The organism is Mesorhizobium sp. WSM4871, assembly GCF_055811295.1.
On record NZ_JBVVPU010000010.1, the window covers coordinates 150,658 to 170,597 of the forward strand.

Below are 19,940 nucleotides of genomic sequence, written 5' to 3' on the forward strand. Positions count from 1 at the left end.
GTCATTCTCCCTCTTTGGGCTGCGGCTGATGGGCCATGGCCGGCGCGCCCGCCGCCGGTTGCGCCTTGGGGCTGATCCGCGTCTCGCCGGCGGCGGTTTCGCTCGGCCCCGGACCCGGCGGCAGCGTCTGGCGCACGACCGCATCGAACAGGCCGGGCTGGACATGGCCGAACGAGGCGGGCGGCACTTTGATGCTTTGCCGGGCAAGGTCGCTATAGGCCCTGGCGTTCAGCACGCCGCCCGCGCCACGCACGGTGGCGATCCAGCTGGAGAAGGCGTCGGCGGAGACCGCCCGGACGCGGAAATTCATGTCCGAAAAACCGTCGCCGCTGAAATGCGCCGACTGGCCGAAATAATCGCCCTCGCGGTCGGCCTGCAGATGCAGTTCGGTCTGCATGCCGTTCATGACATAGATCATGCTGCCGAGCTGGGGCACGAAGAAGGTGTTCATCACGCTGGCCGAAGTCAGCTTGAAACGCACCGGCACGCCGGCAGGGACGACCAGCTGGTTGACCGTACCGATGCCCTGGTCCGGGTACAGGAACAGCCACTTCCAGTCCAGCGCCACCACCTGGATCTCGAGGGGCGGCTGGCTGGAGGCGATCGGCCTGCGCGGATCGAGATGATAGGATCCGTAATAGATCAGTCCGCCAAGGAAGAGGATGGTGAGCGTCGGGATGGACCAGACGATCAGCTCGATGCGGCCCGAATAGGTGAATTCCGGATCGTAGCGGGCTTTGCTGTTGGAGGCGCGGAACATCCAGGCGAAGGCAAGCAGCGCCACCAGCGTCGGAATGACGATGACCAGCATCACGGCCAGGGAGTTGAGCAGGATCGTGCGGTTGCCGGCACCGATCGGGCCTTGCGGATCAAGCACCCCGCCCGCGCAGCCGGACAGGCTTGCAACCGCAAGCACCCAGAAAAGTGAGCGTGCCGGCCTGGATTTACAGGGCAACACTGGCATCCGTCATCCTACTCGTCTGCGCCACACCACCAAGGCCTCAGTCGATTTCGGATATTGCATCCGCCATGGTGAAGGCATCAATGGCCGCTCGTGCACGAGGCCGTGGATGCTCGCGCATTGCGAGGACTTTGTCTAGACGAGCGACCAGGGGAGCCCTTCCGTTATGGCCACGATCGAGAAGGTCTGGCGCTCAGCGGCAGTTCATTGAGACCGCGCCGATATCTAAGTCGCCCCCATTCTCACCTTGACCAACACACCGGCCGCGTGTCCGGCCGCTTCGACATAGTCGGGATTGCGATGGATGAGCATGATCGAGAAGGCGCCGTCCATGAGCAGCACGATCTCGCGCGCCAGCATTTGCGGCTCAGCGATGCCGTGGGTCGACAATTCGCCGGCCAGCCATGTCTCGAACCTGGTCTTGTGCCGCGCCCCGGCCCTGACCGCCGGGTGTCCGGGCATCGAGGCCAGTTCCGCCGCCGTGCGCAGGAAGCCGCAGCCTTTCCATTTGGGGTGGCGGGTCACGCGCGCCAGGTTGGTGAAGATCGCTTCCACCTTCTTGTCCGCGCCGCCTTCGGCATCGTCGAACCAGCCGGCCATCTGTTTAAGATTGGGCTGATCGCGGCCATCGAGATAGGCGGCGATCAGCTCGTCCTTGCTCTTGAAGTGATAATAAAGCGTGCGCTTGGTCAGGCCTGCCTTTTCGGCCACCGCGTCGACGCTGACGCGGCCGATGCCTTGGCCATAGAAGAGCTTCGTCGCGGCGTCGACAATGCGCTTGCGGGTAGGGCTTGCAGCGTCAGCCATGTAGCCATGTATACCGTCTAGTAAATATACATACAATGAGGAACCTGATCCTTTGCGGCCATCGCATGCCGGAAAGGGAAAGATATGACCGACCTTGTGCTGAGCGAAAGCTGCGACGGGATCGCGGTGCTCACCCTCAATCGCCCCGAAAAACTCAACGCCTTGAATTATGCCCTGATCGACCGGCTGCTTGCGGTTCTCGACGAGATTGAAGTCGACGATACCGTCCTCGCGGTCGTCCTCACCGGCGCCGGCGAGCGGGCCTTCTCCGCTGGCGCCGACATTCCTGAATTCTCGGTCAGCGTTGCCGGCGGCGCCGACATCGCGCTGCGCGACTTCGTCATGCGCGGCCAGCGGCTGACGGCGCGGTTGGAAGCCTTCCGCAAACCCGTCATCGCGGCCGTCAATGGCCTTGCCTTTGGTGGAGGCTGCGAGATCACCGAAGCGGTGCCGCTCGCCATCGCCAGCAGACGAGCTCTTTTCGCCAAGCCCGAGATCAATCTTGCCATGCCGCCGACCTTTGGCGGAACGCAGCGCTTGCCGCGGCTGGCCGGGCGCAAGCGCGCGCTCGAATTGCTGCTGACGGGCGAGGCATTCTCGCCGCAGCGCGCATTAGAGATCGGCCTCGTCAACCAGGTGGTGCCGCATGAGGATCTGATGCCGGCCGCGCTCGATCTCGCCCATCGCATCGGCCGCCACTCTCGGGCGGCAGTCGCGAGCATCCTCACGGCAGTGGCGCGCGGCCTCAACCAGAGCATTGCCGAGGGCTTGCTGGTCGAGGCCGAGCAGTTTGCCCGCATGGCCCCGACCGCCGATCTGCGCGAAGGGCTGGACGCCTGGATCGCGCGGCGCAAGCCGAGCTATGACGGCTCGTGGACGCATGTCACGCGGCCTGACGAAGCCAGGCGCGCCTCACTGGCGCTGGACGGGGCAGCGGAGCAGGATCAAGGCCTGACCACAAGGCGACCCTTCATGTTGGGATGGAAGCGGCAGAAATAGTCGACCGCTTCGGCCGTCTTCAGCGTCAGGCTCGCCGATGCCTTCGGCGGGATTCATCCTTGTTCCGCCGACCTTTCCTCTGCAAAAAGGTTCCCGAACACCCTTCCAGGCAGCGGTTATTGAGCCGCTTGCACCGTTGGCGTGTTTGCAGCCTGCACCCGCGCCGTCGCCGCCAGGAGATCGGTCTGCGTGATCAGGCCCAGGATGCGCCTGTCGTCGTCGACGATAACGACGGCGTGGCTGCGCCCATCGGTGAGCACGGGCAGCAGGCTCATCGCCGGCGCGCTTGCCGAAGCGGTCGCCGCCGTCGATGTCACGCCTTTCACAGCCCCCGCCGCTCGCGTCAGCTCCCGTAAGCCGACGGCGCCAACCAGCCTTGCTTCGCCATCCACGACCGGCAGTGTGCGGATGTTATGGTCGAGCAGCAAATGGCGGGCCTCGTCGGCAGGCGCCTGCTCATCGACCGAAATCACGTCACGCGACATGATGTCTTCGCACAGCAAGGTCCGGTGCGAACGCACCATCGCCTGCAATTCGACCTGCCGCAGCAACCGTTCGAGATCGTTGCGGTCGATATCGAAAGTCTCCTCCAGCGCGCCGAGCGCGGCATCGATATCCTCGGGCCGGAAGCCGACCCGCTCCCGCGCCGGCGGGTCGACGGTTCCATGCGCGCTCCTGGGGGCAGGGACCGGCACGTGCGGATAGTTGCGTCGGGACAGAATGTGGAAGCCGTAGCCGAGCGCCACCAGCACGACGGAGTTCAGCGCCACCGGGACGAAGGGAAACAGGAAACCCGCATTGATGACGGCCGGCCCGCCGAACACAGCGGTAAGAGCAGCTGCGCCGCCGGGCGGATGCAGGCAGCGTGTGAACGACATGGCGGCGATGGCAAGTGCTACGGCAATCCCCGTGGCAAGGACCGGCTCATGCACGAAATGCGCCACGATCACCCCGACCAGCGCCGAGATCGTGTTGCCGCCTATGATCGACCAGGGCTGCGCCAGCGGGCTTGCCGGCACCGCGAACAAGAGCACCGCCGATGCCCCCATCGGCGCCACCAGCAGCGGCACATGCGGGCCGTTGCCAAGCACCAGGCCGCCGATCGCACCCGTCAGCGCAATGCCGATCGTCGCGCCGATACAGGCGATGATGCGCTCGCGCAGCGTCGCGCCGGCGAGAATGGGAACGAAAAGACGGAAGGCCATGGTCAGCTCTGGAATGCGAGAGAAATTTGCGGTTCCCGCAATGCGGCTGAAGCGGCGGATTTGGAAGTCAAACCAATCCGTACATTTGAGGCTGGAGAGAATATTATTGCGCGACGACGCCCGGACGGGATGCCGCCAGCGGCCTTCGCTTTCTCAATTGCGCCAATAGTTTGCCGGCGTCTGCGGAATCGTTTCACCAGCCGCCGGGCAGCCAAAGGCCGGCGGGCATCACCGGCTTGGCGCAGGTTGAAATCGAATGGGCTAGCCGGCCTGCTTTGCCTGAATGGTGAATCCCAGCTTGCCCAGCACCTTCACTGCGCCGGTCTTGCCGCCTTCGAACTCGCTTGAGGCAAGTCGCCCCCCGGTGGCGAACTCGTAGGCCGTTCCGAGGATCGCTTTCGGTGGGTAAAGACGGTCTTGCCAGGCTAGTTCGTAACTCGTTGTCGGAGCGAAACCATGTTCGGCGAAGAACCGCGCCGCGCCCAGCCGGTCGTATTCTTCCATCGCGCGCAAGACGTGGGCGCGCGTCACGCGATCCCAGGAAATCATTTGTTCATCCTCCATGTTCCGCGTTTCAAATCGATTTCACCTCGCCGCCATCCATGCGCAGCGTCGAGCCGGTCATCCAGTGTGCGGCGGGCGGAGAAGTCGCGCGCGAGCCGGATGGCGGTGCCATGGCCGATGCCCCGGCAGGCACCGGTGATGACGGCAACGGATTTTGACATGGTAGTCCTTCCGATTGCTCGTGGTCTGATCATCGCAGAAAGTCGCTGATCGCAGCCGCGATCTCTTTGGCATGCGTTTCCAAAGCAAAGTGGCCGGTGTCGAAGAAACGAACCACAGCGTCCGGCATGTCGCGCTTGAACGCCTCGGCGCCTGGTGGCAGGAAGAAGGGGTCGTTCTTGCCCCACACCGCGAGGAAAGGCGGTTTGTGGGTGCGGAAATAGGCCTGGAAAGCCGGGTAGAGGGCAACATTGCTTTTGTAGTCGCCAAACAGGTCGAGCTGCATTTCGTCGGCGCCCGGCCGGGCGAGGTAGAAATTGTCGAGCGAGTAGCCGTCGGGAGAGACCGCGTTGACATCGGCGCCGTGTGTGTACTGCCACACGGTCGTCTCCGGTCTGAGCATGGCGCGCAGCGCATCTCGATTGGCCGGCGAAGCGTCCTGCCAATAGGCCCGGATCGGGCTCCAGCCGTCGCTCAGGCCCTCCTCGTAGGCATTGCCATTCTGCGAAATGATCGCGGCGATACGGTCGGGGTGCTTCATTGCCAACCGAAATCCGGTCGGCGCGCCGTAGTCGAAGACGTAGAGGGCATAGCGGTCGAAACCGATCACCTCGGTGAAGCGGTCAATGATTTCGGTAATGTGGTCGAACGTGTAGGCGAATACCTTGGGCGAGGGCATGTCGGAGCCGCCGAATCCCGGCAGATCGGGTGCAACAATATGGAAGCGGTCGCAAAGTAGCGGAATGAGATCTCGGAACATGTGGCTGGCGCTGGGGAAGCCGTGCAGCAAAAGCAGCTTTGGCGCACCGGGGGTGCCGGCTTCGCGATAGAAGATGTTGAAGCCGTCCACATCGGCTCTGCGGTAGGTGATTGAGCTCATTGTTCTCTCCGTCCTGTAATCGAAAAACTGGGATTAAGAAGATTGCTGAAGTTTGAGGCGACCGAACCCGTCGCATGTTGCCGGACTGTTGAAACTCAGGTCCGCTCCTCGCAGGCACGCACCGCCTCGAGGATAACCTCGACGACGCAACCCGGCGCAGTGACGATCGGCGTGTGGTCGACCGGGTGCGCGTACACCCGGGCCTTCATTCGCCGCGCCAGGAAATGCTGGGTCTCCGCGACGATCATGTGATCTTCGCCGGCAATCAGGAACCATGCCGGCCTGTCCTTCCACAGCGGCCTCGGCATGGCGACCGTGATGCACGCTGGTGAGATTGGCCGCTGGACCGCTCGAAGCACCGCCAGTTCCTCCGGCGAGGCATTCTGTGCAAAGGCAGCCGCGAAGGCGGCCTCCGGCAGATAGATCAAGCCGTGATCGTCTGGCGCGAGCTTTGGCGCCTCGGAATGCGGTGCGGCGCGGTAGAAAACGTCAGCCACTGTCTCGCCCTCGTCGGGCGCAAGTGCCGCCACATAGACAAGCGCCTTTACCTCTTCGCTGCGGGTCGCTCCGATCACCGCGCCGGCATAGGCGTGGCCGGCCAGAACGACAGGCCCGGCGATACGCTCCAGCGCCCGGTCCAGCGCCGTCACATCGTCCTCGAACGATGTCAGCGGCAGCGGCGCGGCGACAGCCTTGAGGCCATGTGCAGCGAGCGGCGCGATGACCTTGGCCCAACTCGACCCGTCAGCCCAGGCGCCATGGACGAGCACGATACTCAAATCACTCGACGGCATCTTAGCTCTCCTTCCGGATAGAGTTTGTCACGCAGTAACCTGTTTAATTGATTTATGACGGTTACACAATATGACCATAACTTGTCAATTGGCTTTGGAGGGGTTATCACGGGCTTGTGTTCGCTGATTGACGCCCGGCCTGCCGCCGATGCGCAATGGGAGTTGTAATGTCCCGCCCACCTGCAATGTTTATTGGCGACGCGCTTGGCCTGGACTTCCTCAACTCGATCGCAACGCCGGTCGATTGGATCGATGACGGCGAGGGATTGCTGAACTGGCTCGATCAGGCGCGCCTGGTGCCGCCAGAGGCGCTCGACAGCATTCGCAGGCACGCCCTTCCGGGCGAACTTGACAGGACGGCCGATCAGGCGAGGCGCCTGCGGGAATGGTTCCGAGGTTTCGTGCGCGAACATAAGGGACGTCCCCTTGCCGCCGGCGATCTTGCACAACTGGAGCCGCTGAATCGCTTGCTCGAGGGCGATGAGACCTTCAGCCGGATCGTCCCGGCGCCCGCCGATGGGGATATGCCCCTTCAGCTTGAGGCAGCGCGCAAGTGGCGTACGCCCGAGGCGCTCTTGCTTCCTGTCGGGGAAGCTTTGGCGCAGCTTGTTTGCACCGAGGAGTTTTTACATGTGAAGGCCTGCGAGGGTCCGACGTGCACGTTGCTTTTTGCCGACCACACGCGCGGGCACAGGCGCCGCTGGTGCAGCATGGCGCTGTGTGGGAATCGGGCAAAGCAGGCCGCCCATCGGCACCGCATCAAGGCGGATCAAGATTAGCCAAGGTCGTTCGCTGCCAGGATGTCAGACGGTAACCGCGCCTGCCGCTGCCAGGCCGCGCGCCAGATCGGTCTTGAGGTCGTCGACATCCTCCAGCCCGATCTGCAGGCGGATCAGCGGTCCGTCATAAGGGCCTTTGGCGACGGTGCGGTCGCCGAGGAAGACCGGCACCGCAAGGCTCTCATAGCCGCCCCAGGAATAGCCGAGGCCGAATATTTTCAGCGCATCGAGAAAGGCATGCTGCTGTTTCTGCCCGCCGCCCGCCAGAACGATCGAAAAGATGCCGCTCGAGCCGCGGAAGTCGCGCTTCCACAGCCCGTGGTCGGGATGGCTGGGGAGGGCAGGGTGCAGCACGCGCGCTACGCCCTTCTGGCCCTCGAGCCAGTTGGCAATGGCGAGTGCGCTGCGCTGATGGTGGTCGAGGCGCACGCCCATCGTGCGCAGGCCGCGCAGTACCTGGTAGACGTCGTCAGGTCCGGCACAGCACCCCATCGTGTTGAAGGTTTCCCAAAGCTGTTTCCAGCAATCCGCGCTGGCCGACACGGTGCCGAGCAGCACGTCGGAATGGCCGGCAGGGTACTTCGTCGCGGCGTGAATCGAGATGTCGACGCCGTGGTCGAGCGGGCGGAAGTAGAGCGGCGTCGCCCAGGTGTTGTCCATCATGACGATGGCGCCCGCGGCATGTGCTGCCTTGGCGATGGCCGGTATGTCCTGCACCTCGAACGTGTTGGAACCCGGCGATTCGGTGAACACCACCCTTGTGTTGGGCTTGATCAGGGACGCGATGCCGGCGCCTGCGTGTGGATCGTAATATTCGACGTCGATGCCCAGCCGCTTCAGCATCGTGTCGGCGAAATTGCGGGTCGGGTGATAGACGCTATCGACGATCAGGACATGATCGCCAGACGACAGGAAGGCCAGCAACGGCACCATCACCGCCGCCAGGCCCGAGGGCACCATGATCGTGCCGGCCGAACCCTCCAGCGCGTCGATGGCGGCAGCCAGCGCATCGGTGGTCGGCGTGCCGCGCGTGCCGTAGGTGTATTTCTGGCTGCGCGCCGCCATCGCCGCCGCATTGGGATAGAGCACGGTCGAGGCATGCACGACGGGCGGATTGACGAAGCCGAAATAGTCGTGCGGATTGTTGCCGGAGTGGGCAAGCCGCGTGTTGATGCCCATGCTGTCGACGCCGTCTTGTGCCATTCTTCTTCGCCTTGTGGTGAGACGCTAGCCATAGTGCGGCGGCATTGGCCGTGCAACAGCCGGCGCTCGCCAGTCGGCGATCATCGGATATGCCAATTCTCTTGGCCAAGTGGCCGTAATGCCAAGTAGATCGCAAGGATGATGCCCTAGGGGAAACCCGGATCGGGCTGGTCCGAGTCGGCCAATTCTGTTTGCGTGGCTTGCTGCTTTCCGATGCGTTTGTCTGCAATTCAGGCATTTCAGGCAATTGGTTTTCAAAGTCTTTCGCTTTCGGTCATTTTCCTTGACCTCACAGGAATAATCGCCTTCGATGCAGTTTGTGAATGGGAGGCAGCGCGTCGGCTACGATGCGGGGTTTCGGAAATGGGCCGGAACCGGAGCTGCGTTCACACGGGAAAAAGATCGGGCTTTGCCTGAAAACAGAAAAGGGTCTGTGGGTCATGAAACACATTGCAATCGGCATTCTCGGCGCCGCCACGCTTGGAGTGATGGCTTCGGCCGCATCGGCGAGCACGCTCGACGATGTCAAGGCGAAGGGCTTCATCCAATGCGGTGTCTCGACCGGTCTGGCCGGCTTCTCGGCGCCGGACGACAAGGGTGACTGGCAAGGCATCGACGCGGATTTCTGCCGCGCGGTCGCAGCCGCCGTCTTCGGCGACGGCTCCAAGGTCAAGTTCACCCCGCTCAGCGCCAAGGAGCGCTTCACCGCGTTGCAATCCGGCGAAATCGACATCCTGTCGCGCAACACCACCTGGACCATCAACCGCGACACGGCCCTTGGCCTGAACTTCATCGGCGTCACCTACTATGACGGCCAGGGCTTCATGATCAACGCCAAGAAACTGCCGGGCGTCAATTCCGCGCTGCAGCTTTCGGGCGCGGCCGTCTGCGTGCAGAGCGGCACCACCACCGAGCTCAACCTTGCCGACTACTTCAAGTCGAACAAGATGGAGTACAACCCGGTCGTCTTCGAAAAGCTGGAAGAGGTCAACGCCGCCTATGACGCGGGCCGCTGCGACGTCTACACCACCGACCAGTCAGGCCTCTACGGCATCCGGCTGACGCTTGCTGCGCCCGCCGACCACGTCGTGCTGCCCGAGATCATCTCCAAGGAGCCGCTCGGACCAGCCGTGCGCCAGGGCGACGACCAGTGGTACCACATCGTCAAGTGGACCTATTTCGCGCTGCTCGACGCCGAGGAATTAGGCATCACCAAGGCCAACGTCGAGGAGATGAAGACCTCGGACAATCCCGAGATCAAGCGCGTGCTCGGCCAGGAAGCCGAAACCAAGATCGGCACCGATCTCGGCGTCTCCAACGACTGGGTCGTCAACATCGTCAAGGCCGTGGGCAACTACGGCGAAATCTTCGATCGCAATGTCGGCTCGGGCAGCCCACTGAAGATCGCGCGCGGCATCAACGCGCTGTGGACCAAGGGCGGCCTGCAATATGGCGCGCCGATCCGCTGACCGAAATGTGATCCGGGAGGCAGACGTCTGCCTCCTGGTTTCTCTTCCAGGGGATGGTCGCCAGGAGGGTGGTCGCCAGAAGGGTGGTTGAATGGCATCGCAGGAAATTCTTCGCGAGGAGCCAAGCCGCGGTTCCTTCGTCAACGATCCGAGAGTTCGCAGTCTCTTCTTCCAGGCCTTGGTCATCATCGCGGTGGTGGCGTTGGTCTGGTGGATTGCCCATAACGTCATCGTCAATTTGACGCGCCTGCACATCGCTTCCGGCTTCGGGTTCCTCAAGGGCCGCGCCGGCTTCGACATCAGTGAGAGCGCAATCGCCTATTCGTCGGATTCGACCTATGGCCGCGCCATTCTGGTCGGCTTTATCAACACCGTGATCGTTGCCGTCGTCGGCATCATCACCGCGACCATCATCGGCTTCATCATCGGCATCGGCCGGCTTTCGCAGAACTGGCTGATCAGGAAGATCTGCACGGTCTATGTCGAGGTGTTCCGCAACATCCCGCCGCTGCTGGTTATTTTCTTCTGGTATTCCGGGGTGCTGGCCGTGCTGCCGCCGCCGCGCGAGAGCTACCACCTGCCCTTCGGCTCCTTCCTCAACCAACGCGGCTTCTATTTTCCGCGCGCCGTCTGGGGCGACGGCTCCTGGCTGATTTTCGTTGCTTTGCTTGTCGGCATCGCCATGGCGTGGTTCGTCGCCCGCAAGGCGCGTCAGCGGCAGATGGCGACCGGCCAGCAATTCCCGGTGTTCTGGACGTCCGCAGCGCTGATCGTCGGTCTGCCGCTGCTTGCCTACGCGCTGAGCGGTTTCCCGCTGAGCTTCGATTATCCAAAACAATCGACCTTCAACCTGGCCGGTGGCTTCCAGGTCAGGCCGGAGTTCCTGTCGCTTTATCTGGCGCTTTCCTTCTACACCGCCGCCTTCATCGCCGAGATCGTGCGCGCCGGCATCAGGGGCGTCAGCAAGGGCCAGACCGAAGCGGCCGCGGCACTCGGGCTGCGATCGGGATCGATCCTGCGGCTTGTCGTCATTCCGCAAGCCATGCGCATCGTCATTCCGCCGCTGACCAGCCAGTATCTCAACCTGACCAAGAACTCGTCGCTGGCCATCGCCATCGGCTACCCGGACCTCACCGCGACCGCCGGGACGGTTTTGAACCAGACCGGTCAGGCGGTCGAGGGCGTGCTGATCATGATGGCTGTCTATCTTGCGCTCAGCCTGGTGACCTCGGCGATCATGAATGTGGTCAACGCCAGGATGGCGCTGGTGGAAAGGTAGCGACATGCAGGAGCATGACATGTCCTGGGTGCGCACCGAGATGGCGCTGGCCGAGACTGCGCCACCAAGCGAGCGGGGTCTCGGCGCCTGGGTGCGCAAGAACCTGATTGCGTCGACCGGCGACACCATCCTGACCATCATCGGCATCGCGCTGGTTGCGATGATCCTGCCGCAAGTGATCAACTGGGCCTTCATCAACGCCCAATGGACCGGCGCGGACCGCACCGTATGCGCCACGGTGGCGCAGGGCGGCATCCAGCCGGACGGCTGGTCCGGCGCCTGCTGGGCCTTCGTCAACGCCAAGTTCGGCCAGTTCATGTTCGGCACCTATCCGATCGAGGAACGCTGGCGGCCGATCCTGGTCGGCATCCTGTTCGTGGCGCTGCTGGTGCCGATGCTGATCCCTCGCATTCCGCGCAAGGGGTTGAACGCCATCCTGCTGTTCCTGGTGCTGCCGATTGTATCCTTCGTCCTTTTGGTCGGCGGCATGTTCGGCCTGCCGCATGTCGAGACGTCGCGGTGGGGCGGGCTGCTGGTGACGCTCACCCTGTCCTTCGTCGGCATTGCCGTGTCGCTGCCGGTCGGCATCGTGCTGGCGCTTGGCCGGCGCTCGAAGATGCCGATCGTCAAGATGCTGTGCATCATCTTCATCGAGACGGTGCGCGGCATCCCGCTGATCACCGTTCTGTTCATGGCCAGCGTCATGCTGCCGCTGTTCCTGCCGGCCGGCGTCACCTTCGACAAGTTCCTCAGGGCGCTGATCGGCGTGTCGCTGTTTGCCGCCGCCTATATGGCCGAGGTGATACGCGGCGGCTTGCAGGCAATCCCGAAGGGCCAGTATGAGGGCGCCGATTCGCTCGGCCTCGGCTACTGGCAGAAGATGGGCCTGATCGTGCTGCCGCAGGCGGTGAAGCTGGTCATTCCGGGCATTGTCAATACCTTCATCGGCATGTTCAAGGACACCAGCCTGGTCCTCATCATCTCGATATTCGACCTGCTCGGCATCGTGAAACAGAACTTCTCTGACGCCAATTGGGCAACGCCGCAGACGGCCAGGTCAGGCCTGGTGTTCGCCGCCTTCGTCTTTTGGCTGTTCTGCTTCGGCATGTCGCGCTATTCAATGTACACGGAGCGCCGGCTCGACACCGGCTACAAACGCTAAACAAGAGAACAAGGGGATCCCGTCATGGCCATCGAAAATGCCGTCAGCGCGGAAGAGATCAAGGTCGATGCCAAAAAGATGCATATCTCGACCACCGATGTCGCCATCGACATCGTCGCCATGCACAAATGGTACGGCGAATTCCATGTGCTGAAGGACATCAACCTCAAGGTGATGCGCGGCGAGCGCATCGTCATCTGCGGACCTTCCGGCTCGGGCAAATCGACCATGATCCGCTGCATCAACCGGCTGGAGGAGCACCAGAAGGGCAAGATCGTCGTCGACGGCAAGGAACTGACGAACGACCTGAAGAAGATCGACGAGGTGCGCCGCGAAGTCGGCATGGTGTTCCAGCACTTCAACCTGTTCCCGCATCTGACCATTCTCGAGAACTGCACGCTGGCGCCGATCTGGGTGCGCAAGACGCCGAAGAAGCAGGCCGAGGAAATCGCCATGCACTTCCTCAAGCGCGTCAAGATCCCGGAGCAGGCCAACAAATACCCGGGACAGCTTTCCGGCGGCCAGCAGCAGCGCGTGGCGATCGCCCGTTCGCTGTGCATGAACCCGCGCATCATGCTGTTCGATGAGCCGACCTCGGCACTCGATCCGGAAATGATCAAGGAAGTGCTGGAGACGATGGTTGGGCTGGCCGAAGAGGGCATGACCATGCTCTGCGTCACCCACGAGATGGGCTTTGCCCGCAAGGTCGCCAACCGGGTGATCTTCATGGATCAGGGCCAAATCGTCGAGCAGAACACGCCGGCCGAGTTCTTCGACCATCCGCGCCACGAGCGCACGAAGCTGTTCCTGTCGCAGATCCTGCACTGAGCGGTCCCAAGCACTTCGAAAGAGCCCGGCCGCAACCCGGCCGGGCTCTTTTGCATCGCTATGGCGTGCCGGCGATCGCACTCCGTCGCGTAGCGGCCAGATCGCAAGGCCGGGCCTGGTGAGAAAGCTCGGGCGCTTTTTCGGCATGCTGGCAGTGGCAATCGCGCTCGCCGTGACACTGGGCGCTCTGGTGCCGCGGCCGCTATGGCAGGCGGCCGTCGCCAGTCCCGCCGCGACGCGGCACATCCTTGTGCTGAAGAACCCGATCCACACCGATATCGCGATTCCTGTCGACGACGGCGTACGCCAGCGCTTCCGCTTCCTGGTCGATGCCGGCATTCCGGCCGACGCGGCGGAGGTCCGTTACATCGTCTTCGGCTGGGGCGGCCGCGCCTTCTATCTGGAGACGCCGACCTGGTCGGAGGTGAAAGCCGTGCCGGTGATGAAGGCGCTGACATCGGACGCCTCGGTGATGCATGTCGACATCGCCGGCGACATCGCCGAACCGCATCCGGATGTCGCTGGCTTCGATGTCGGCGAGGAACGTTTTACAGCACTGCTCGACTTCATCGCGGCGAGTTTCCAGCAGGGGCCGAATGGTCCGATCGTGGTCGAGAACGCCGCCTATTCCCGTTTCGACCGCTTCTACGAGGCGAACGGCCGTTTCAACGCAGTGATCGGCTGCAACACCTGGACGGCGGCCGCCTTGCGTACCGCTGGCCTGCGCACAGGCTGGTGGAACCCGCTGCCGGCCTCGCTCGGCCTGTCGATGCGGCTGTATAACTGAAAGGTTGTCCCGGCCGATCAGCCGGTTTTGCGATCCTGTTTCGCAACATATTCGCGCAGCGCCCTGTTGATCGCACTTTGATAGCCGCGACCATCCGGTGCCCGCCTCTTGAACCAGGCGACGAGATCGGCATCGAGACGAAGGGTCAGTTGCTGCTTGATGGGTTTGAAGTAAGGATTGCGGACAGCGTTCTGCCAGAACTCTTCGGTCAACTCGGGGATATCGCTCGTGTCGATGCTGCTCTCCGGTCGCGCCTTAAGAGCCGCGATCTCGGCTTTCTGGGCCGCTGTCAACGCCGGCGGATTCGCCGGGTCGATTTCATGTCGGACGATTTTGCCCATAGCTTCGTCTCTCCTTGGGTGTGGCTTGCCGCGCTGAAATGATGCGGATCACATCGATCCCGTCTTCCTCCCGGTCAACATGCGCAACAACAGCACGAATGTTCCGTCGACGACGCCAATGGTCTGCCAGCGATATTCGCCTTCTTCCACTCGGTCTTGGATCGTCAAGGCAAAGGGGTCAAGGAAAACGCGGGTGGCAATCTCGAAGCTCACGCCATGTTTGCGCAAGTTAGACGCTGCTTTTTCGGCATCCCATTCAAATCGCAATCTATGCCCTCGTGTAACTGCAAAAATGTAACTACAAAATAGCACTACGTCAAGATTTTGCTGGTGTGGGCCGGTCAGGCGGCTGCCACCCGTAGAGCCAGTCCATATCCGCCGCGAGCTTTTCCGGCGACCGCAGTCTCAGAACCACATTGCGGGCGATCGCCACAGGGCCCGAGGCGTGCCAGGCGAGACGGTTGAGCGCGCCGCGCCGGGCGACTTTCGCGACGCGCGGCCGTCGCATCTTCTCCCAGGCCGCAAGCGCGGCCGTGGGATCGGCGGGCGAGGCGGCGACAAGACCAGCAAGGGTCGCGGCATCCTCTATCGCCATCGCCGCACCCTGCGCCGCAAACGGTGTCATTGCATGCGCCGCGTCGCCGATCAGCGCGATCCCGGTGGGCGTCGTCCACGGCTGGCGCTGGTCGACGGTATGGACCGGCCATGCCGTCCACGGGCCGGCATCCTCGGCAAGCCGGACCAGCGCTGCCGCCGTGCCGCGCATGGCGCTGGCGAGGATCTCCGGGTCGGCGCGGCCGGACCAGCCCTCGGCCATGATCTCGCCCACGGTGAAGGCGACCAGGTTGAACGCGCTGCTATGGCTGACGGGATAGGCAACCATGTGGAAACCGGGATGCAGGAATGTGGTCACATTGTTGGTTGCGGCCATCGCGGCAAAGGCTTCTCCGGCAACACTGTCGGCTCGAACCGTGGCGCGCCAGGCAAGCTCGCCCGAAAACCGGCTTGAGGCGTTTTGGGCAGAAGCCCCAACCTTTGCCGACCCATTCCTGGCCGAAGCGCCGAGGTCGCGGATCTTCGACCAAACTCCATCCGCGCCGATCAGCAGAAAGCCACCGACTTCAACGGTTTGGCCGGCAATCTCGGCCATCGCCGTGACATGCGGCCCCGGGACGACGCCGCTGACGCGCGCGCCGATGACGAGGCTGATGTCGGGCTGTTCTGCAAGGCGCGCCATCAGCGCGCCTTGAACATCGGCGCGGTGAGCGACGAGATAGGGAGCACCCCAGCGCCTTTCGGCTACTTCGCCGAGCGGCACCCGCGCCAGCTCGCGCAGCGTGGCGGCATCCCTGAGCACCACCGCTTCCGGCCGCACCGCCGCCGGCAGCAACCGGTCGAGCACGCCCAGCCGGCGAAGAATGCGCGTCGCATTGGGGGAAAGCTGGATACCGGCGCCCGCCGCCTCAAGCTGCTCAGCCTGTTCGAACAGCCGCACCAGATAGCCACGCTCGGAAAATGCCAGCGCCGCGGTTAGCCCGGCAATGCCGGCTCCGGCGATGAGGACCTGCCGGGACCGCGTGTCGTCCATTTGTGTGGCAGGCGCTTCAGGCGGCCTGGTCGATATACAGGCATCCCGCGGGTTGCGTTTCCGTTGCCTTCAGCTGCGGCGAATAGCGGTAGAGCGTCGAGCAATAGGGGCAGACCTTCTCATTGTCGTCGCCCATGTCGAGGTACACATGTGGATGGTCGAAAGGCGGATTGGCGCCGGTGCACATGAATTCCCTGACACCGATGTCGATCGCCGGATGGCCCGCATCGTTCTGGAAGTGGGGAATGGAACCGCCTGCCATCGTCGTCTCCTTCATGTCGTGCAATTGCATCTGGATCATAACCGGTCTCTTTGCAAGATCGATGAAATGAAACTGTCGCAAAAGCCTGTCAGAGGATAAGTTAAGCCGGCAAGCGGGTGGAAAGAATAGGAACCATGAACGAACTGAAGCCGGTCCAGAGCGAATTCATCAATGTCGAGACGGCAAGCCCCGAAGGTGGCAACCCGGACCGTTTCGTCAACCGCGAGTTTTCCTGGCTGCAGTTCAACCGGCGCGTTCTCGAGGAATCGCTGAACGTCAATCATCCGCTGCTCGAGCGTGTCCGCTTCCTGTCGATATCGGCCGCCAATCTCGACGAGTTCTTCATGGTCCGCGTCGCCGGCCTCGCCGGCCAGGTGCGCGAAGGCATCGCCCTGAAGAGCCCGGACGGCCGCACGCCCGAGCAGCAGCTCGAACAGTTGCTGCGCGAGGTCGAGCGCCTGCAGGAGGATCAGCAGAAGAGCCTCTCGGCGCTGATGCTGCTGCTCAACAAGGAGGGCATCGAGAGCATCACCCGCGATGCGCTGACCAAGGATGAAAAGACCTGGCTGGAGGACCATTTCCAGGAACAGGTCTTTCCGGTGCTGACCCCGCTGTCGATCGATCCGGCGCATCCATTCCCGTTCATTCCCAATCTCGGCTTCTCGATGGCGCTGCAATTGCGCCATCGCAAGAATGGCGAGGAGATGAGCGCGCTCCTGCGCCTGCCGGTGGCGCTGAAGCGCTTCATCCGCCTGCCGGACCGCAAGCAGCATGTCCGCTTCATCCCGCTCGAAGAGGCTGTCGGCCTCTATATCGGTAAGCTTTTCCCAGGCTACGAGGTCAAGGGTTCCGGCACGTTCCGCATCATCCGCGACAGCGATATCGAGGTCGAGGAGGAGTCCGAGGATCTCGTGCGGCTGTTCGAGACGGCTCTGAAGCGGCGGCGCCGCGGCTCGGTCATCCGCATCGAGTTCGACATGCTGATGCCGGCTGAACTGCGCGACTTCGTCGCTGGCGAGCTTGGCGTCTCGTCGAGCCGCATCAGCGTGCTCACCGGGCCGCTGGCCCTCAGCCAGATTTCCGAGATCGTCGCCGTTCCCCGCGACGACCTCAAGTTCAGGCCCTACAATCCGCGCTTCCCCGAGCGCATCCGCGAGCATGGCGGCGACTGTTTCGCCGCCATCCGCGAAAAGGACATCATTGTTCACCACCCCTATGAATCCTTCGACGTGGTGGTGCAGTTCCTGCGCCAGGCGATGGCCGACCCCGAAGTTGTGGCGATCAAGCAGACGCTCTACCGCACCTCCAACGACAGCCCGATCGTGCGCGCGCTGGTCGACGCGGCCGAGGCCGGCAAGTCGGTGACGGCGCTGGTCGAGCTCAAGGCCCGCTTCGACGAGGAGGCCAACATCCGCTGGGCGCGCGACCTTGAGCGCGCCGGCGTCCAGGTCGTGTTCGGCTTCCTCGAACTGAAGACCCACGCCAAGATGTCGCTGGTGGTGCGGCGCGAGGACGGCAGGCTGCGCAACTATGTGCATCTCGGCACCGGCAACTACCATCCGGTCACCGCGCGCATCTACACTGACCTGTCCTTCTTCACTACCGATCCGACCATTGCCCGCGATGTCGCGCAGCTGTTCAATTTCATCACCGGCTACGCCGAGCCCGCCGAGGAGATGCGTCTGGCGATCTCGCCCTTCACGTTGCGCGGCCGCATCCTCAAGCACATTTCGGACGAGGTCGGCCATGCCCTCGGTGGCCGACCGGCGCGCATCTGGATGAAGATGAATTCGCTCGTCGATCCGATCATCATCGACGCGCTTTATGATGCCAGCCGCGCCGGCGTCGAGATCGACCTCGTCGTGCGCGGCATCTGCTGCCTGAGGCCGCAGGTGCCGGGCCTGTCGGAGAACATCAGGGTCAAGTCGATCGTCGGCCGTTTCCTCGAGCACAGCCGCATCTATTGCTTCGGCAACGGTCATGGCCTGCCGTCGGACGGGGCGATCGTCTACATTTCGTCGGCCGACCTGATGCCGCGCAATCTCGACCGTCGCGTCGAGACCATGGTGCCGATCACCAATCCAACTGTGCATGAACAGGTTCTTGGCCAGATCATGCTGGGCAACATCATGGACAACCAGCAAAGTTTCGACGTATTGGCTGACGGAACTTCCCGGCGCGTCGTGCTGGAGGAGGGCGAGGAACCGTTCAACGCGCAGGAATACTTCATGACCAATCCGAGCCTTTCCGGACGGGGAGATGCGCTGAAGTCGCACGCGCCCAAGCGCATCGCTCAGTTCAAGCGCCGCAAGAAAAACGGCGCAGCGACCGGCTGATGATTGCGACGTCCCAGGGCCGGCTTCAAGACCGCCGTCCGCTGTCCATCATCGACATCGGGTCGAACTCGATCCGCCTTGTCGTCTATGAGGGGCTGGCGCGTTCGCCGACCACCTTGTTCAACGAAAAGATGCTTGCAGGCCTTGGTCGCGGCATCGTTTCGACGGGAAAGCTCGACCCCGAGGGCGTGAGCCGCTCGATGGAGGAGTTCCGGCGGTTCCGCGCGCTCTCCGAACAGGCCGGCGCCGAGCGCATGTATGTGCTGGCGACCGCCGCCGCCCGCGAGGCGGTCAACGGTCCCGACTTCATCCACCGCGCCGAAGACGTGCTCAAGACCGAGGTGCAGGTTTTGAGCGGGCGCCAGGAGGCGCATTATTCGGCGCTCGGCGTCATTTCCGGCTTCCATCCGGCCGACGGCATCGCCGGCGACCTCGGCGGCGGCAGCCTCGAACTGGTCGACGTCGAAGGCGAGGCGATCGGCGACGGCATCACGCTGCCGCTGGGCGGCCTGCGCTTGCAGGACATGGCCAGGAATTCGCTGTCTCAGGCGGCAAAGATCGCGCGCGACGAGCTGGCGAAGGCGAAATTGCTGAAGGGCGGGCAAGGCCGGCCATTCTACGCGGTCGGCGGCACCTGGCGAAACCTCGCCCGGCTGCACATGGAAATGACCAACTATCCGCTGGCCGTCATGCACCATTACGAGATCGGCATCGACAGCGCCGCCAATTTCCTCAAGCAGGTGGCCAAGGGCGAGATCGAGAAGGTGAAGGGCATTGAGGGCATCTCGAAGAACCGCCGCTCGCTGCTGCCCTATGGCGCCATCGTGCTGCAGGAGATCATGGCAGTGATGCAGCCGTCCAGGATCATCGTTTCGGCGCTGGGCGTGCGCGAAGGCTTTCTCTATTCGCTGCTCGATGAGGCCGAGCAGAAGGCCGATCCGCTGATCTCCGCCTCGGAGGAACTCGCCCGGCTGCGCTCGCGCTCGGTCACCCATGCGCATGAGCTGGTCGAATGGACAGGCAAGGCCTTTGCCGCCTTCGGGCTGGATGAAACGGAGAACGAGACGCGCTACCGGCAGGCGGCTTGCCTGCTTGCCGATATCGGCTGGCGCGCGCATCCCGAATATCGCGGCAGGCAGTCGCTCAACATCATCGCCCACGCTTCCTTCATCGGCGTCGACCATCCCGGCCGCGCCTTCCTGGCGCTGACGAATGCCTATCGCCACGACGGTATCTTCAACGAATCCATCGCACCGGAAATCAAGGCGCTGGCGAGCCCGCGTTACCTCGAGCGCGCCCGCGTGCTGGCCGCAACGATGCGCGTCGTCTACCTGCTGACCGCGGCGATGCCTGGCGTCATGCCCAGGCTGAAATGGGAAAGCCGCCCCAATGGAGCGCTGGCGCTGGTGCTGCCGGCGCCGCGCGCCCCGGGCAAAGGCGCGCGGGCCGCCCGGCCGGGGGGGCCCAAGGGGGGGGGGACCAAACCCCCGCGGGGGGGGGGGGGGGGGGGGGGGGCCCCGGGTTAGGGGGAAAATGG

21 protein-coding genes are annotated in these 19,940 nt (G+C 63.3%); 9 read left to right on the top strand and 12 right to left on the bottom strand.

The features are described 5' to 3' along the window. Position 1: 1 nt before the first annotated feature. Positions 2-964, bottom strand: a complete 963-nt coding sequence (cyoA, locus tag AC0L2H_RS21310; RefSeq protein WP_473592052.1) for a ubiquinol oxidase subunit II — start codon at positions 962-964, stop codon at positions 2-4. 222 nt (positions 965-1,186) lie between these two features. Further along, complete coding sequence (locus AC0L2H_RS21315) at positions 1,187-1,768, bottom strand: TetR/AcrR family transcriptional regulator (protein ID WP_473592053.1); 582 nt, start codon at positions 1,766-1,768, stop codon at positions 1,187-1,189. An 84-nt stretch (positions 1,769-1,852) separates the two neighbouring features. Between AC0L2H_RS21315 and AC0L2H_RS21320 the strand changes: the two genes are divergently transcribed. Beyond that, positions 1,853-2,767 carry a crotonase/enoyl-CoA hydratase family protein gene (locus AC0L2H_RS21320; RefSeq protein ID WP_473592054.1) on the top strand — a complete coding sequence of 305 codons (915 nt, stop codon included), beginning with the start codon at positions 1,853-1,855 and terminating at the stop codon, positions 2,765-2,767. A gap of 116 nt (positions 2,768-2,883) precedes the next feature. Here the strand turns inward: AC0L2H_RS21320 and AC0L2H_RS21325 are convergent, their stop codons facing one another. The 5 genes from AC0L2H_RS21325 to AC0L2H_RS21345 all read right to left on the bottom strand — a co-directional run bounded on the left by AC0L2H_RS21325 (position 2,884) and on the right by AC0L2H_RS21345 (position 6,369). Next, on the bottom strand, positions 2,884-3,972 hold the full coding sequence (locus AC0L2H_RS21325) for an HPP family protein (RefSeq protein ID WP_473592055.1): 1,089 nt from the start codon (positions 3,970-3,972) through the stop codon (positions 2,884-2,886). Positions 3,973-4,233: 261 nt separating this feature from the next. Beyond that, positions 4,234-4,521 (bottom strand): ScoMcrA-related endonuclease, encoded by a 288-nt coding sequence (locus tag AC0L2H_RS21330; protein WP_107652152.1) that lies wholly within the window; start codon positions 4,519-4,521, stop codon positions 4,234-4,236. Continuing rightward, positions 4,518-4,697: a hypothetical protein gene (locus AC0L2H_RS21335; RefSeq protein ID WP_473592056.1), complete on the bottom strand. Its 180-nt coding sequence runs from the start codon at positions 4,695-4,697 to the stop codon at positions 4,518-4,520. Before AC0L2H_RS21335 ends, AC0L2H_RS21330 begins: the two co-directional genes overlap by 4 nt. Positions 4,698-4,726: 29 nt before the next feature. Further along, complete coding sequence (locus tag AC0L2H_RS21340) at positions 4,727-5,575, bottom strand: alpha/beta fold hydrolase (RefSeq protein ID WP_473592057.1); 849 nt, start codon at positions 5,573-5,575, stop codon at positions 4,727-4,729. A gap of 95 nt (positions 5,576-5,670) precedes the next feature. Further along, the gene (locus AC0L2H_RS21345; RefSeq protein ID WP_473592058.1) at positions 5,671-6,369 is read right to left on the bottom strand and encodes an alpha/beta fold hydrolase; all 699 of its coding nucleotides are present in this window, start codon (positions 6,367-6,369) and stop codon (positions 5,671-5,673) included. Positions 6,370-6,536: 167 nt separating this feature from the next. Here AC0L2H_RS21345 and AC0L2H_RS21350 point away from each other — a divergent pair, with 167 nt between their 5' ends. Beyond that, the gene (locus AC0L2H_RS21350; protein WP_473592059.1) at positions 6,537-7,148 is read left to right on the top strand and encodes a CGNR zinc finger domain-containing protein; all 612 of its coding nucleotides are present in this window, start codon (positions 6,537-6,539) and stop codon (positions 7,146-7,148) included. 24 nt (positions 7,149-7,172) lie between these two features. On the opposite strand, the gene AC0L2H_RS21355 is transcribed toward AC0L2H_RS21350, so the two are convergent. Then, the gene (locus tag AC0L2H_RS21355) at positions 7,173-8,351 is read right to left on the bottom strand and encodes a cystathionine beta-lyase (protein WP_473592060.1); all 1,179 of its coding nucleotides are present in this window, start codon (positions 8,349-8,351) and stop codon (positions 7,173-7,175) included. A gap of 440 nt (positions 8,352-8,791) precedes the next feature. Here AC0L2H_RS21355 and AC0L2H_RS21360 point away from each other — a divergent pair, with 440 nt between their 5' ends. From AC0L2H_RS21360 to AC0L2H_RS21380, 5 genes are all read left to right on the top strand, one after another. Continuing rightward, on the top strand, positions 8,792-9,820 hold the full coding sequence (locus tag AC0L2H_RS21360) for an amino acid ABC transporter substrate-binding protein (RefSeq protein WP_473592061.1): 1,029 nt from the start codon (positions 8,792-8,794) through the stop codon (positions 9,818-9,820). A 91-nt stretch (positions 9,821-9,911) separates the two neighbouring features. Further along, positions 9,912-11,099, top strand: a complete 1,188-nt coding sequence (locus AC0L2H_RS21365; protein WP_473592062.1) for an amino acid ABC transporter permease — start codon at positions 9,912-9,914, stop codon at positions 11,097-11,099. A gap of 4 nt (positions 11,100-11,103) precedes the next feature. After that, a complete protein-coding gene (locus tag AC0L2H_RS21370) occupies positions 11,104-12,261 on the top strand; it encodes an amino acid ABC transporter permease (RefSeq protein ID WP_473592063.1) in 1,158 nt (385 codons plus the stop codon). A gap of 24 nt (positions 12,262-12,285) precedes the next feature. Then, positions 12,286-13,089, top strand: a complete 804-nt coding sequence (locus AC0L2H_RS21375; RefSeq protein ID WP_473592064.1) for an amino acid ABC transporter ATP-binding protein — start codon at positions 12,286-12,288, stop codon at positions 13,087-13,089. Positions 13,090-13,207: 118 nt separating this feature from the next. Next, the gene (locus AC0L2H_RS21380; protein WP_473592065.1) at positions 13,208-13,876 is read left to right on the top strand and encodes a TIGR02117 family protein; all 669 of its coding nucleotides are present in this window, start codon (positions 13,208-13,210) and stop codon (positions 13,874-13,876) included. Positions 13,877-13,893: 17 nt separating this feature from the next. On the opposite strand, the gene AC0L2H_RS21385 is transcribed toward AC0L2H_RS21380, so the two are convergent. From AC0L2H_RS21385 to AC0L2H_RS21400, 4 genes are read right to left on the bottom strand one after another with little or no spacing between them, the layout of a single operon-like run. Beyond that, positions 13,894-14,217, bottom strand: a complete 324-nt coding sequence (locus tag AC0L2H_RS21385; protein ID WP_473592066.1) for a BrnA antitoxin family protein — start codon at positions 14,215-14,217, stop codon at positions 13,894-13,896. A 48-nt stretch (positions 14,218-14,265) separates the two neighbouring features. Then, positions 14,266-14,484 carry a BrnT family toxin gene (locus tag AC0L2H_RS21390; protein ID WP_473592067.1) on the bottom strand — a complete coding sequence of 73 codons (219 nt, stop codon included), beginning with the start codon at positions 14,482-14,484 and terminating at the stop codon, positions 14,266-14,268. A gap of 49 nt (positions 14,485-14,533) precedes the next feature. Next, positions 14,534-15,805 (bottom strand): FAD-dependent monooxygenase, encoded by a 1,272-nt coding sequence (locus tag AC0L2H_RS21395; protein ID WP_473592068.1) that lies wholly within the window; start codon positions 15,803-15,805, stop codon positions 14,534-14,536. A 16-nt stretch (positions 15,806-15,821) separates the two neighbouring features. Next, positions 15,822-16,067: a zinc-finger domain-containing protein gene (locus AC0L2H_RS21400; RefSeq protein ID WP_473592184.1), complete on the bottom strand. Its 246-nt coding sequence runs from the start codon at positions 16,065-16,067 to the stop codon at positions 15,822-15,824. A gap of 134 nt (positions 16,068-16,201) precedes the next feature. Between AC0L2H_RS21400 and AC0L2H_RS21405 the strand changes: the two genes are divergently transcribed. Continuing rightward, positions 16,202-18,403 (top strand): RNA degradosome polyphosphate kinase, encoded by a 2,202-nt coding sequence (locus AC0L2H_RS21405; protein WP_473592069.1) that lies wholly within the window; start codon positions 16,202-16,204, stop codon positions 18,401-18,403. Then, positions 18,403-19,929 (top strand): exopolyphosphatase, encoded by a 1,527-nt coding sequence (gene ppx, locus AC0L2H_RS21410; RefSeq protein WP_473592070.1) that lies wholly within the window; start codon positions 18,403-18,405, stop codon positions 19,927-19,929. Before AC0L2H_RS21405 ends, ppx begins: the two co-directional genes overlap by 1 nt. Positions 19,930-19,940: the final 11 nt, after the last annotated feature.